Origin of the sequence: Undibacterium sp. Xuan67W (assembly GCF_049340165.1) — a bacterium.
Lineage (GTDB): Bacteria > Pseudomonadota > Gammaproteobacteria > Burkholderiales > Burkholderiaceae_D > Undibacterium.
This window is the reverse complement of sequence record NZ_JBMPPN010000003.1, coordinates 166,656-180,712: the sequence shown is the minus strand read 5'-3', so window position 1 is coordinate 180,712 and position 14,057 is coordinate 166,656. Positions and strand designations below refer to the sequence as shown.

Genomic DNA, 14,057 nt, shown 5'->3' with positions numbered 1-14,057 from the left:
TGAGCAGCTTTTTTCTATCGTCAGCGGTGATGATTTCATCAACGCTTAGAAGCGATATCCAACGCCGACGCCAACCAGCCATGGATCCACCTTAACCGCACTGGCCTTCACGCCACCGATCGTCACATCGCTGCGGATTTGTACTTTTTTCACATCAAAGTTCAAGGACCAGTTTTTATCCAGCTTAAAATCCACGCCTGCTTGCAGCGCCAGACCATAGCTATGTTGATCCAGGTCAGCAGCGCCATTCAGCAATGAGACGTCAGAAATACGCGTGTAATTCACACCAGCACCGAGGTAAGGACTGATCTGTGCTTCGGGTGCAAAATGGTACTGAGCCGTCAATGTTGGTGGCAAATGCTTGAACGTGCCGATTTTGACACCATCCAGCATCACATCATGTTTTTGCGGATAAGTCAGGATCAGCTCGGCCGACCAGTTTGGCGCGAAAAAATACGTGAAGTCGACTTCTGGAATCGTTTTACTGCTGACAGTCAGACGATCCGCAGCGCCGGCACCGCCGACAGGATCAGAGCCATTTGCCGGACTAATATTCACCACGCGGGCACGGATTTCCCATGGACTTTGTTGTGCCATTGCCTGAGTCGATGCCAGGCCGAGCAGCGCAAAAGAGAGCAGAGACAATGTAGTAGCGATTTTTTTCATTTTGATTTCCTTTTATTTTCAACAGTGATGAGGCAAGTGTAGTGCCGCGCTACACCAGGCAATTTGAGCTAAATCAAGATTGGTGCGCAGCACAAATTTCGTCTCTTTACTCGTCTTCACTGCGGCATTGAGGTATCCTTGCGGGCATCGACCTCAACCACTAAAAAATTCAAAAAATGGCCAATTACGTCTACACCATGAATCGCGTCGGCAAAATCGTGCCGCCCAAGCGCCAGATTCTGAAAGATATTTCCCTCTCGTTTTTCCCTGGCGCCAAAATCGGCGTACTGGGTCTGAACGGCTCCGGCAAGTCCTCGCTGCTAAAAATCATGGCAGGTATCGACAAAGATATTCAGGGCGAAGCGGTACCGATGCCGAATCTGAATATTGGTTACCTGCCGCAAGAACCTCAACTCGACCCGGAACAAACGGTACGCGAAGCAGTGGAATCCGCCTTGGGTGAAGTATTCGAAGCCAAAGCGAAGTTAGAACAAGTCTATGCAGCCTACGCCGAGCCGGACGCCGACTTCGATGCCCTCGCGAACGAGCAGGCACGACTCGAAGCCATCATCTCCACGTCCGCAGGCGACAACGTTGAACTGCAATTAGAAATGGCGGCTGATGCATTGCGCCTGCCACCTTGGGATGCCAAAATCGGTGTGTTGTCCGGTGGTGAAAAACGCCGTGTCGCTTTGTGCAAATTACTGTTGTCAAAACCAGATATGTTGTTACTCGACGAACCGACCAACCATCTGGATGCAGAGTCGGTCGATTGGCTGGAACAGTTCCTGTTACGCTTTCCGGGCACCGTAGTCGCGATTACCCATGATCGCTACTTCCTGGATAACGCTGCAGAATGGATTCTCGAACTCGACCGTGGTGCTGGTATTCCCTGGAAAGGTAACTACTCTTCCTGGCTGGATCAAAAACAAGCCCGTCTGAAGCAGGAAGAGGCGACTGAATCCGCGCGCCAAAAAGCCCTGCAAAAAGAATTGGAATGGTCACGTCAAAACCCGAAAGCGCGTCAGGCTAAGAGTAAGGCGCGTCTGGCCCGTTTCAACGAGATGAGCGAGCACGAGTATCAAAAACGTAACGAGACACAAGAGATTTTTATCCCTGTCGCCGAGCGTCTGGGTAATGAAGTCATCGAGTTTAAAAACGTGTCGAAAGCCTTTGGCGATCGCCTGCTGATCGACAATCTCAGCTTCAAGATTCCACCGGGCGCCATCGTCGGCATTATCGGCCCGAACGGTGCGGGTAAATCGACGCTGTTTAAAATGATCAAAGGTCTGGAACAACCGGATAGTGGTGAAGTCGTGCTGGGGCAGACCGCAAAAATCTCGCTGGTTGATCAATCTCGCGAAGATCTTGGCAACACCAAAACCGTGTTCGAAGACGTCGCCAATGGCGCTGATATTTTAAGCGTCGGGCGTTTTGAAATGCCGTCTCGCGCCTATCTTGGCCGCTTCAACTTCAAGGGCGGCGATCAACAAAAGATTGTTGGTAACTTGTCTGGTGGTGAACGTGGTCGTCTGCATCTGGCGAAAACCTTGCTTCAAGGCGGCAATGTCTTGCTGCTCGATGAACCATCCAATGATCTGGACGTAGAAACCTTGCGTGCCCTGGAAGATGCCTTGCTCGAATTTGCCGGCAGTGTGATGGTGATCTCACATGACCGTTGGTTCCTCGACCGGATTGCGACGCATATTCTGGCATTTGAGGGCAATTCGCAAGTCAGCTTCTTCGACGGCAATTATCAGGAATATGAAGCAGACAAGAAGAAACGTCTGGGTGAAGAAGGTGCCAAACCAAAACGCATTCGTTACAAGCCTTTGACAACCTGATTCCTCTTCATCGCCTTGTTTCACTCAATTTTTCTTTGCGGCAGTCGATCATGAAAAAAAAATAACGCCTTTCACCAAGCTGTTTTATTTTGTGTTTTTTGTGCGTCACTGCTGCTCACGGGAATGGCATCAGCCAACTCCGGAGGCAAGGAAGCCAGTGCATCCGGCGGCAGCGCAACCACCAAGCTAGAACCCTTCACCGTCAATTTATCAACCTCGGAACGCTATCTGCAAGTCAGCCTGACGCTGCAACTAGCGAACGCGGAAATAGGGGAAAAAATCAAGGTGTACATGCCTGTCGTCCGGCATTTTATTTTGCTTGGCCTGAGCAGCAAAGAACCGGCACCGTTGCAAACAGGTGAAGGAAAACGCGAGCTGATAGAGGAATTACGTAATGCCGTCAATAAAGCCCTGGACGTCAAAGAGCATGATGGTGTAACCGATATTTTTTTGAAAATTTTGTTATCCAATAATTTTTGGGCGAGATTTACGCCAATTTATTCCAGCGGGCCGAACGTTTTCCGTAAATCTCGCAGGATGAAAGCATCGAATTGATGTACCAATTAGTCTCGCTGGCTACGGCTGAAATAGAAATTAAAAAAAGCCGTTTTCTGGGGCAACTTTATCCCGTTACCACACGTGCTGAAGCACGCTCCTTACTTCTCAATATCCGCACCGCGCACCCCAATGCCGTGCATGTGTGCTGGGCATTGATTTGCGATGGAGATTCCGGGCTAGACGATGACGGAGAGCCATCCGGCACTGCGGCCAGACCGATCTACAACGTTCTCGTTCACAAACAACTCCATAACATACTGGCTGTCGTCATACGTTATTGGGGCGGCACCAAGTTAGGCGCTGGCGGGCTGACCCGCGCTTACGGGCAGGCAATTTCAGACGCGTTTAAAACTGCCGAACTACAACAAGTTGAATCGTATTGCGAACGTATTTTCCATCTTCAGTTCGCCGATGAATCCAGTCTGCGCCGTTTATGCGAGCAGCATCAGATCAGCATCGTCAGTGCTGACTATGCCGACACAGTCGAGTTGCGCCTCAAGCTAAAACAGCAGCAAGTACAGGTATTTGAACAACTGGCATCCGACTTGTTACGCGGCTCTTTGCAGATACGTGATCCCGATATCTGCTAAATTCATTATATTAATAATATCAATTACATCAATTCACCCCGCTACTCACGCCATTTCCGAGATCAGCCGTAGCACTAGCAAGTTCACCTCAAAATCTGTCGGAAAATTTTACATTCATTTACATTTTTTTCTATAAAAAAACATAAGTATCTGAAAGAAAACATATTTTCATATATGGCATTATTTTTGCATTAAGCATTTTCGCGAACAACGCAAATATCACAGATAACAAGCTAGTCTTAAATATCGACCATATAGAACGACCAATCTCAAGGAGAGGCAATGTTACGTCAGAACAATCTTTTTAATAAAGTAGTGGGAGTGACTCTAATCGCGAGTGCATTTTTCGCAGGTCAGACACAAGCATCTCCAATCGTCGGAGGTATCGTCACTCCAACCATTACCTCAGGCGCATTGCCTGATTCACCTGCTGCGCACGTTGATGCCAACACGCCTAACTCACCATTCTCTGGCGTTGTCAGTATCAATATCCGTTACGACGGACAATCCTTCATTTGCTCCGGTGCGTTGGTTGGCAAACGCTCGGTCGTATCTGCCGGTCACTGCGTTGATACCGATGGCAATGGTCATATCATCGACATTAACAAACCAGGCAATGACGTTCGTGTTGTATTCAACAGCAATGGTAATGTGAACGCGTTGATTACCGCATCTGCTGTCTCAATGAACTCCAACTACGCAGGCTTTGGTAACTGCCCGGCAGGCATTAATTCATTCTGCGTAAACGATGATATCTCTGTAATTACCTTGTCGACAGATGCACCTGCCAGCGCAAAAATCTACCGGGTCAGCTCCAATCCAGTCACGTCTGGCACCCATATCGTGATGGCGGGCTATGGCACATCTGGCGATGGCATTAACGGCTATACCGTGTCACCTAGCTTCTCAAAAAAACGTAGCGGTGAAAACTATGTTGACTTGTTTGACGGTGATGATGAACAAGGCTTTGGTGGTGCAAACGAAGTGTACTATGCTGACTTTGACGGTGTGAACGCTAAAGGTGTTCTGCAAGACACCTTCTGCACACAATATGGCGTATGCTCACCAGTTCTGCCTAACGACAAAGAATCAGGCATTGGTGGCGGTGATTCCGGCGGACCGTCGTTTGTCATTGACCCAAATACGGGCGAATACATTCTGGTTGCGAATAACACGTTCAGCGGTAATTTCCAAGGTCAGGTCAAAGGATCTTTCGGTACTTACTTCGGTGGCATCTTGTTGGCCAGCTACACTGACTACCTGGTAGCTGCAACTGGTGGCGCGATCCAAATCGTTCCAGAACCAGGCAGCATTGCTATTCTGGGACTTGGTCTGGGTATGTTGCTGATGATTCGTCGTCGCTCTAAAGTATAAGTTTTCTGATCTCTGAAAAAAGCGGCCTCTGGTCGCTTTTTTTACGCCTGCGATCCTGATTCTGTATCTCGTTCACATGTAAATAAAGCGCCACAGAGTTTGAAATTGCATTGCGTTTTTATTACGAATCCGCTACGGTGAAGACTCTTCCAACTGGTAGATTTTCTCAACATCATCGCCATGAAAAATGTCTCCCGCCATATCTGCCTGTCCGTCGTTCTATCTATTTTTTTTGCAACAAGTGATTGCCATGCGCAGGACCTCATCAATACGGTCAAAGCCGTTAAGCCCTCTGTTGTTGCCATCGGCACGTTTAAAAAAACACGCAGCCCCGCCGTCAGCTTTAGCGGAACGGGATTTATCGTTGGAGACGGTTTAACCGTCATTACCAATGCACACGTAGTAAATGGCAATAGCAGCCTGGAGGCGGATGAAACCATCGGCATACTGACAGGAAAAGACGATACCGCAGAATTTCGCCCAGCAACTGTCGTTACTATCGACGAAGAACATGATCTGGCTCGCCTAAAAATTTCCGGTACGCCTTTGCCTGCACTCATGCTAGGCAATCCCGATACGGTAGCTGAAGGTCAGCAAATTGCCTTTACTGGCTTTCCTCTTGGTGCTGCACTAGGCTTTCATCACGCAACACACCGCGGCATTGTGTCATCCATAACCCCTGTTGCCAGACCAGCACAAGACTCCCGTCGCTTAGATCCCAAAGTAATTGCTCAGCTCAGGAAGGCTGCTTATTCAGTATTTCAACTCGATGCAACAGCCTATCCGGGCAATAGCGGCAGTCCCGTGTATGAACCTGAAACAGGAGCCGTCATTGGCGTCATCAATATGGTATTCATTAAAGGTCTGAAAGAAACCGCCATTACGAATCCCAGCGGAATTTCGTACGCAATTCCCGTTAATTACGTCAATGATTTACTCAAACGAAAGAATTAAAAATAAGTTTAAAAAAGGTAAAAGCATCCAAATTTAGAATAAAAATTCTCAGTGGAAACATTGCGGTCATTAAAAATTATTAATATAAAGCAAGGACTTAGGCAAAACCGGAGCATCGATATTGTGGCTTTTCTGAGTATCTGTTATATTGTCTGAATATCATTATCAAAATGGAAATCTTATGGATATAGTTGGCGTCGTTGGCTTGGGTTATGTTGGATTGCCTTTAGCCGTAGAATTTGGCAAAAAAATGCAAACCATCGGCTTCGATCTGTCAGCGAGCAAGGTTGCGAGCTACAAGCAATTTATCGATCCAACCGGTGAACTCTCGACAGAAGAATTGCGTGCGTCCACGCAATTAAGTGTGAGCACTGATCCTGCCGAATTATCACAAGCAAACTATATCGTGATCGCAGTACCGACTCCCGTTGATCTGGCACATAATCCGGATTTTGGTCCTTTGATCGGTGCCAGCGAAACAGTAGGCAAGCATCTGAAAAAAGGAACGATCGTTGTCTATGAGTCGACCGTCTATCCGGGCGCAACAGAAGAAGTTTGCATTCCCGTCCTAGAGAAGCATTCAGGACTAAAATGGAAAGAAGATTTCCACGTCGGTTTTTCCCCGGAACGGATTAATCCGGGCGACAAAGAACATACCCTGACAACGATTTTAAAAATCGTCTCCGGCGACGATGCAGATACGCTGGATAAAGTCGCAAAACTGTATGAACGCATCGTTCGTGCCGGCGTGCATCGTGCGACCAGCATCAAAGTCGCAGAGGCGGCAAAAGTTATCGAAAATACCCAGCGCGATTTAAATATCGCCTTGATGAATGAGTTGTCGATTATTTTTGACATGATCGGTATTGATACACTGGAAGTTCTGGAGGCAGCTGGCACCAAATGGAATTTCCTGAATTTCCGCCCAGGCTTGGTCGGCGGACATTGCATCGGCGTCGATCCTTATTACCTGACACATAAAGCGGACATGCTGGGCTATCACCCGCAAGTCATTTTGGCAGGACGTCGTATCAACGATGGGATGGCTAAATTTATTGCAGAAAAGGTCGTCAAAGAAATCATCAAATCCGGTCATCATGTGAAAGGCTGTATCGTCAACGTATTAGGCTTAACCTTTAAAGAAAATTGTCCCGATCTGCGTAACTCTAAGGTTGCCGATATGATTTTTGAACTGCAATCGTATGGCGTTGATGTGCATATTCACGATCCGCTGGCAGATGCCGCAGAAGCGCAGCACGAATATGGCCTGAAGCTAGAAACCTGGGAACAATTACCGCTTGCAACGGTAACGATTGCAGCCGTTTCCCATCAGGAATTAATGCAACGTCCTTTGTCCGACTATCAGGCGAAATCTATTCCGAATGGCTGCTTCGTCGATATCAAGTCGAAGTTTGACCGTGCCGCCTTGCGTGATGCGGGCTTCAGCATCTGGCGTCTCTAAAATATACCGGCATCAAAAACATGGCAACCTACCAAGCTATTCAAGAACAATTACAAAACCATCAGTCAACCTGGCTGATTACGGGCGTTGCAGGATTTATTGGTTCCAATCTTCTGGAAACACTGCTGAAGCTCAATCAAAAAGTAATTGGTCTCGATAATTTCGCAACCGGGCATCAACACAATCTGGATCAGGTGAAAGAACTTGTCGGGCCGACAGCCTGGTCAAGCTTTCGCTTTATCCAGGGTGATATCCGGCATTTGGCAGATTGCCAGCAAGCCTGCACCGGCGTCGATTATGTCTTACACCATGCGGCGCTGGGATCTGTACCACGTTCGATTGAAGATCCGCTGCTGGCAAATGAAAACAATGTCACCGGATTTTTAACGATGTTGACGGCATCCCGTGATGCGAAGGTCAAGCGCTTTGTTTATGCTGCGTCCAGCTCTACCTACGGAGATCATCCGGATTTACCAAAAATCGAAGACGTCATTGGCAAACCACTGTCACCTTACGCCGTGACTAAATATGTCAACGAGTTATACGCCGATGTATATGCGCGATGCTATGGAGTTGAATCGATAGGACTACGGTATTTCAATGTATTCGGTCCCAGACAGGATCCGAATGGTGCCTATGCTGCGGTGATTCCGCAGTGGATCGCAGCGCTGATCAAAAACTCCACCTTGAGCATCAATGGTGATGGCGAGACCACGCGCGATTTCTGCTATGTCGATAACGTCGTACAAGCAAACTTACTAGCTGCGCTGAGTCAGAATCCCGAGGCGGTCAATCAGATTTATAACGTTGCTCTCAATGACACGACGAGTCTGAATCAATTGTACAAAATGATGCAACAGTTGTTGATGAGCAGCTTTGCGCATATTCAAACGCATCAACCCAAGTATGAACCGTTCCGTGTCGGTGATATCAGACACTCACAGGCTGATATTACTAAGGCTAAAAATTTATTAGGCTACGCGCCAACACATAGCGTTGATGCGGGTCTAAGGGAAGCGATGGATTGGTATAAAGCGAATTTACAAGCTTAAAATCCTCTGTTAACCATCTCAGAAAATGTGTCGAATAACCATATACTGAGATGGCATCGGCTATCTCGCTTCCCTTCATGAAGAGGGCATTTTCATGAAAAAAATCTCCGTCCATAACGGCTTTGATGAGTTTATCCGGTCCAATCCGGACGCCGTCACTGCCCAGGACGACGCAGATTTCTTCCTTACACTCACCTGGTTCAATAATTTAGCGAAGACCGCGTCTCCCGAACACCATCAGGAACGTATCTATTCGGTAAAAAAATCAAGCAACGGCAGCATTGGCTATACCATCTGTCCACTGTGGTCCAACGACTCAACAATGTTCGGATGGCCTGTACGTCGCCTGTGTTCCATGGCGAATTTCTATACCTCGCTTTTTCGCCCGTTTGCAGCAGGTGAGCACCATGAAGTAATACCTGACGTACCCGATCTGATCACCGCAATGACGACAGCAACACCGCATTGGGATACGATTAATTTTCATCCTATGGATACGAGCGATCCTTGTTTCGAGGCAATCCAGTCAGCACTGGACCGAGCAGGCATCGCGATACAAACTTATTTTTGTTTTGGTAACTGGTACCTCAACGTTAATGGCAGGTCTTTCGAAGATTATTTCATCGGTCTTCCGTCAAAGCTAAAAAATACCATCACCAGAAAAACGAAACAGCTTCAAAAGCAGCATCGGCTGACGATCAAGATCATCCAAGATAAAGATGAATTATCTGAAGCATTAAATGCCTATGAGCAGGTATATCAGGCCAGCTGGAAAACGGCAGAAGGTTTCCCTGAATTTATTCCTGGGCTAGTGACTAGCTGCGCTCATCAAGGATGGTTACGCTTAGGTATCGCCTACATTGATGAACAAGCTGTTGCAGCGCAAATATGGATAGTTCACCACCGAAAAGCATCTATTTACAAACTCGCCTACGACGAACGTTACGCACAATTTTCGATAGGATCGATTCTGACCGCCCGTGTCATGCAGCATGTAATTGATATCGATAAGGTGCATGAAGTCGATTATCTGACCGGCGATGATCCGTATAAACAAGACTGGATGTCTGACCGTCGTGAGAGATGGGGAATCATGGCATTTAATTTGCGCACTGTTGTTGGTGTCATCTCAGCGATAAAACATCTGAGCGGTCGTTTTGTACGATCCAAAATCAAACTGATCCGACAGATAGTTCATTTCGGCAATTGATATCTTGCCTGACAGAAAAGAGTGTTTACATGCCAGATAAGCGCAAAAGGCACATCGCATATTGAACTCATGGTATTTCAGTTGCTCGCTATGGGAATCAAATCAAAAATGGTGTAAGCTCAAAAAATAATGACTTTTCATTAATAAAATAAGTTTTTCGCGGATTACACAAATATTTCCTCATGAGTAGTTTTCTGAGTTAAAAGGATAAAAATATGTCACGTATCAGAAGCAAACGCACATCGATCGCCATGCTCTCCGCATCTGCTGTTCTTATCGCAAGCTTAGGCGCATGCAGCAAAACACAAAGTACGGACAAATTATTAGCTGACGCGAAACAATACCAGCAAAAAGGTGACAGCAAAGCTGCCATTATTCAACTAAAAAACGCCTTACAAAAAGATCCAGACAATAAAGAGGTGCGTTTTTTATTGGGCTCAATTTATAACGAAACCGGTGATGCACTGTCTGCGGAAAAAGAAATCAGAAAAGCGATCAGTCTTGGCATCAGTCAAAACCTTGTTGTAATGGATCTAGCAAAAGCCTTACTGGCACAAGGTCAATTCCAAAAAGTACTTGATGAGACAGACAAAGATCCCAAGTCCAAGTCCGACGCTCAATTATTGAGCTTACGAGGAAATGCCTATCTTGCATTGGGGAAAGCGACTGAGGCAAAGACAGCATTTGAGCTGGCTCTTAAAGACAAAGAAAATTATCCTGATGCACTGATAGGTTTGGCCAAACAGGCATTTGCAAATAAAGATATTGCAAGCACAAATACCTATGCTGATCTCGCAGTCACAAAGAATCCACAAAATATCGCTGCATGGTTGTTTAAAGGTGATCTGATGCGCGTGCAGGGTAAGCTTGACGAAGCTATGGCAGCCTATAGTGAAACGATCAAGTTGCAACCAGAAAATGTACAAGCGTTGCTGGTACGGGCGAACTTGCAAATAGGTTTAAAAAAATTCGAAGAAGCAAAAAAAGACATCGATTCTGCAAAGAAAGTATCTGGCGGCAATATTCTGGTGATGTACACGCAAGCGTTGCTTGATTTTAGCCAAAACAAAAATACGGAAGCACATGAATCACTGCAACAGGTAATGCGCGTCGCTCCGGATTATATGCCAGCGGTATTATTATCTGGCGCTGTGCAGTACGCCTTAGGAGCGACTAAACAGGCCGAACAGGACTTAAGAAAGTATCTCAGTAAAGTTCCAAACAGCGCCTACGCGCAGAAACTTTTAGCTGCAACCCTGCTGAAAAGCAACCAACCACACGACGCAATTCCCGTCATAGAAACAGCACTGAAACTTACACCCGATGATAGTCAGTTAATGGCAATGGCTGGCGAATCGTACATGATGACAAAAGAATTCACCAAAGCCTCTGAATACTTTGAAAAAGCTAGTTCCCTAGCGCCAAAACAAAGTGATTATCGCGCTGCGTTGGGAATGAGTAAGTTGGGTCAGGGTGATGGCGGGCAAGCTGTTGCTGAACTTGAAAGAGCCGTTAATCTGGATGAAAAATCGACCAAAGCAGGCGTTCTGCTGATCATGACCCATTTAAAATTGAAGGAATATGATAAGGCTCTTGCTGCTGTTAAAGTCACAGAAAAAGAACAACCAGAAAATCCGCTAATTCAAAATCTTAAAGGCGGCATTTATCTGAATAAAAAAGATATCACTAACGCACGCCTGAGTTTTGAAAAGGCAGTTTCGTTACAGCCGACGTTTTTCCCAGCAATTGCAAATCTCGCCAGATTAGACATTCAGGAAAAAAAACCTGAAGTAGCAAAAAAACGCTTTGAAGCCTTATTAGAAAAAGACAAAAAAAATCTCCCCGCCATGACTGCTCTGGCAAGCCTTGCGATCTCCAATGGAGACAACGAAGGAGGGAAAGTTTGGCTAGAACGTGCCAACACTGAAAATCCTGACAACCTGCAAATTGTACAGTTGCTAGCAACGCACTATTTGCGAATGGGCGATAAAGATAAGGCATTGGCCTTTGTCAAAAAGACGCAATCAACAAACCAGAAGAGTGCTGAGTTAATGAATTTTCTGGCAAAAGTTCAAATGCTCACCGGAGATAAAGCCGGCGCCTTGGATAGCTATACCAAGCTAACAGTCTTGTTGCCAGAATCAGCGGCAGCGCAGTACCAGGTCGCATCAACTTACATGGCAATGGGCAACGAAACCTCAGCCGTTGATGCGCTGAAAAAGACATTGCGATTAGATGATAAATTTCTGGACGCCGAACTGGCGTTAGCAAGCGTACATATTAAAAATGGTAAATTTGACGATGCACTAGCAATCGCAAGACAGGTACAGAAACAGCAGGAAAAATCCCCGGCTGGCTATGTAATGGAAGGTGACACGCTGCTGATGCAGAAGAAGTCCGCTCCGGCAGTCAAGGCCTATGAACAGGCGTTGAAGATCAACGCAGCTGGACCAGTTTTCATTAAATTACATAATGCTTTACTGGCGGATGCCAAAGCCAAAGACGCAGATACCCGCATAGCACAATGGTTAAAAACGCATCCAGAAGATCTCGGTGTACGTTTATACCTGGGCACTTACTTACTGAACACGGTTAAAAACCGTCCGGCGGCCATCGAACAGTTTCAACTCATCCTGAAGAACGATCCGAATAATATTCCTGCATTAAATAATATTGCCTGGGCTTATTCTGAGGAAAAAGACAAAAAAGCATCTGAGTATGCAGAGCGCGCCTACAAGCTTTCAGGTGACAATCCTACCATCATGGACACACTTGCGTGGATCTTATTGGATCAAGGTAATACAGCGCGTGCCTTACCTTTACTTGAAAAAGCAAGCACACTTCAACCAGATGCATTGGAAATACGCTATCACTTCGCTGTAGCGCTTGTAAAATCAGGTGACAAGGCAAAAGCAAAGAAAGAACTGGAGAGCATTACAGCACCAGGGAAGATTTTTGCTAAATCAGATGAAGCCAAGGCCTTGTTAAAGCAACTCTAAGCACCTGAGTGGTATCTAGTAAGCAGCAGTCAACTCGATACCACTTAGACTCAAGCAGATACGTGTACTTCCCCGCCTTCATTGACACACACGGTGAACTTATTATGTAGCGCTTGGAATATGTGTAAGTCATGACTCACACGAGATCAAATGCCTTTTTTCCAGCTAGTAGGAACAGGCGTTATTCACATTGTGTGCAAAAAAATAAATGCAAAAGTATTTGAATCAATTTGTTGATGCATCAAATACCAGAACGAAAAATAGTACCCACCAATAAAAAAGCCACTTCATCGAAGTGGCTTTTTTATTTAACAGCACAGGATCAGAAGAAACTTTGTGGGATAACCAGAACATCACCGGGGCGAACCGGAACATTGGCAGAGATATCGCCATCTTTAATCAAATCATTCAGGCGCACATTCAGTGTTTGCTGTTTACCGTCGATGGTACGGATGATATTTGCTTTGTTACCAGAGGCGAATTCCGTAATACCGCCTACAGCAATTACCACGTCCATCAGAGACATTCCTTTACGATAAGCCAGTGCCTGAGGTTTGGCTGCTTGTCCTATCACACGAATTTGTTCGCTATAGGGGCCAGAGAATGCGGTCACAATTACAGTAACTACCGGTTGCTGAATGAACTTTGCTAAGGCTTTCTCGATATCACGGGCTAATTCGGTCGAAGTTTTACCAATCGCCACCACGTCCTCAACCAGAGGTGTCGTGATTTTACCGTCTGGACGTACTGAGACCACCATCGATACCTCAGGATTACGCCATACAATGACATTGACCGAATCACCTGCACCGATAAGGTAGTCATGATTAGGGGCTTGAGATTCAGCCGTTGGTGCAGGTGTAACATTCGTCGCGCAACCGCTGACGATTAAGACGAATAATGTCGCGGATAGGCATGAAAGCCAGCTGGAAATTTTTGATTGAAGCTTGTTCACGTGAGTCCCCTATGTGAGATGGTTGAATGTCTTCTCACTGAAATTAGCATTCAACAGAAGTTAACATGAAAGCATGATATTACCATCAACGGATGGCAAAACAAGCTCATTTACTTGTTTTTTTTACATAATTATTTTGACACATTTTTCAATGATCAGCTCGCTTGCAAAAGTATAGTACAGACATTCGCGAGAGAACGACTTTCGACTCACGTTCTGTATAAATTTGAACAATTTCCCATAAGACACTTAATTTCCATATAGAAATAAAGTGTTTAGAATCCGACACTTAGCAAAATATGCTAGGTAATTCTGCTTATCTCTGCTTTATCTGCAAATATCATAAAAAGTATGACACCCTAGTTCAGCAAACACCGAATTTACTTGTTTTTT

11 protein-coding genes are annotated in these 14,057 nt (G+C 45.9%); 9 read left to right on the top strand and 2 right to left on the bottom strand.

What is annotated here, in order from left to right:
* Positions 1-45 precede the first annotated feature (45 nt).
* On the bottom strand, positions 46-666 hold the full coding sequence (locus tag ACO0LE_RS03965; protein ID WP_422959113.1) for an OmpW/AlkL family protein: 621 nt from the start codon (positions 664-666) through the stop codon (positions 46-48).
* Between the two features lie 176 nt (positions 667-842).
* Between ACO0LE_RS03965 and ettA the strand changes: the two genes are divergently transcribed.
* The 9 genes from ettA (at position 843) to prsT (ending at position 12,709) form a co-directional block, all read left to right on the top strand.
* A complete protein-coding gene (ettA, locus tag ACO0LE_RS03960; RefSeq protein ID WP_422959112.1) occupies positions 843-2,510 on the top strand; it encodes an energy-dependent translational throttle protein EttA in 1,668 nt (555 codons plus the stop codon).
* 123 nt (positions 2,511-2,633) lie between these two features.
* A complete protein-coding gene (locus ACO0LE_RS03955) occupies positions 2,634-3,065 on the top strand; it encodes a flagellar basal body-associated FliL family protein (protein ID WP_422959111.1) in 432 nt (143 codons plus the stop codon).
* Positions 3,065-3,658 carry an IMPACT family protein gene (locus tag ACO0LE_RS03950; protein WP_422959110.1) on the top strand — a complete coding sequence of 198 codons (594 nt, stop codon included), beginning with the start codon at positions 3,065-3,067 and terminating at the stop codon, positions 3,656-3,658. The genes ACO0LE_RS03955 and ACO0LE_RS03950 overlap by 1 nt, the downstream gene beginning before the upstream one ends.
* Positions 3,659-3,940: 282 nt before the next feature.
* Positions 3,941-5,032 (top strand): trypsin-like serine protease, encoded by a 1,092-nt coding sequence (locus ACO0LE_RS03945; protein WP_422959109.1) that lies wholly within the window; start codon positions 3,941-3,943, stop codon positions 5,030-5,032.
* 180 nt (positions 5,033-5,212) lie between these two features.
* Positions 5,213-5,986, top strand: a complete 774-nt coding sequence (locus tag ACO0LE_RS03940) for a S1C family serine protease (RefSeq protein ID WP_422959108.1) — start codon at positions 5,213-5,215, stop codon at positions 5,984-5,986.
* A 181-nt stretch (positions 5,987-6,167) separates the two neighbouring features.
* Positions 6,168-7,448 (top strand): nucleotide sugar dehydrogenase, encoded by a 1,281-nt coding sequence (locus ACO0LE_RS03935; RefSeq protein WP_422959107.1) that lies wholly within the window; start codon positions 6,168-6,170, stop codon positions 7,446-7,448.
* A gap of 20 nt (positions 7,449-7,468) precedes the next feature.
* Positions 7,469-8,500 carry an SDR family oxidoreductase gene (locus ACO0LE_RS03930; RefSeq protein WP_422959106.1) on the top strand — a complete coding sequence of 344 codons (1,032 nt, stop codon included), beginning with the start codon at positions 7,469-7,471 and terminating at the stop codon, positions 8,498-8,500.
* Between the two features lie 94 nt (positions 8,501-8,594).
* Positions 8,595-9,710, top strand: a complete 1,116-nt coding sequence (locus tag ACO0LE_RS03925; RefSeq protein WP_422959105.1) for a GNAT family N-acetyltransferase — start codon at positions 8,595-8,597, stop codon at positions 9,708-9,710.
* A gap of 215 nt (positions 9,711-9,925) precedes the next feature.
* The gene (gene prsT, locus ACO0LE_RS03920) at positions 9,926-12,709 is read left to right on the top strand and encodes an XrtA/PEP-CTERM system TPR-repeat protein PrsT (RefSeq protein WP_422959104.1); all 2,784 of its coding nucleotides are present in this window, start codon (positions 9,926-9,928) and stop codon (positions 12,707-12,709) included.
* A gap of 322 nt (positions 12,710-13,031) precedes the next feature.
* On the opposite strand, the gene ACO0LE_RS03915 is transcribed toward prsT, so the two are convergent.
* The gene (locus ACO0LE_RS03915) at positions 13,032-13,598 is read right to left on the bottom strand and encodes an XrtA/PEP-CTERM system exopolysaccharide export protein (RefSeq protein ID WP_422959221.1); all 567 of its coding nucleotides are present in this window, start codon (positions 13,596-13,598) and stop codon (positions 13,032-13,034) included.
* Positions 13,599-14,057 lie beyond the last annotated feature (459 nt).

Excerpts from the sequence above, each read along its gene's own strand:
- ACO0LE_RS03950 (WP_422959110.1), top strand. The coding sequence starts at position 3,065 with ATGTACCAATTAGTCTCGCTGGCTACGGCTGAAATAGAAATTAAAAAA.
- ACO0LE_RS03955 (WP_422959111.1), top strand. The coding sequence starts at position 2,634 with ATGGCATCAGCCAACTCCGGAGGCAAGGAAGCCAGTGCATCCGGCGGC.
- prsT (WP_422959104.1), top strand. The coding sequence starts at position 9,926 with ATGTCACGTATCAGAAGCAAACGCACATCGATCGCCATGCTCTCCGCA.
- ACO0LE_RS03930 (WP_422959106.1), top strand. The coding sequence starts at position 7,469 with ATGGCAACCTACCAAGCTATTCAAGAACAATTACAAAACCATCAGTCA.
- ettA (WP_422959112.1), top strand. The coding sequence starts at position 843 with ATGGCCAATTACGTCTACACCATGAATCGCGTCGGCAAAATCGTGCCG.
- ACO0LE_RS03965 (WP_422959113.1), bottom strand. The coding sequence starts at position 666 with ATGAAAAAAATCGCTACTACATTGTCTCTGCTCTCTTTTGCGCTGCTC.
- ACO0LE_RS03925 (WP_422959105.1), top strand. The coding sequence starts at position 8,595 with ATGAAAAAAATCTCCGTCCATAACGGCTTTGATGAGTTTATCCGGTCC.
- ACO0LE_RS03940 (WP_422959108.1), top strand. The coding sequence starts at position 5,213 with ATGAAAAATGTCTCCCGCCATATCTGCCTGTCCGTCGTTCTATCTATT.
- ACO0LE_RS03945 (WP_422959109.1), top strand. The coding sequence starts at position 3,941 with ATGTTACGTCAGAACAATCTTTTTAATAAAGTAGTGGGAGTGACTCTA.
- ACO0LE_RS03935 (WP_422959107.1), top strand. The coding sequence starts at position 6,168 with ATGGATATAGTTGGCGTCGTTGGCTTGGGTTATGTTGGATTGCCTTTA.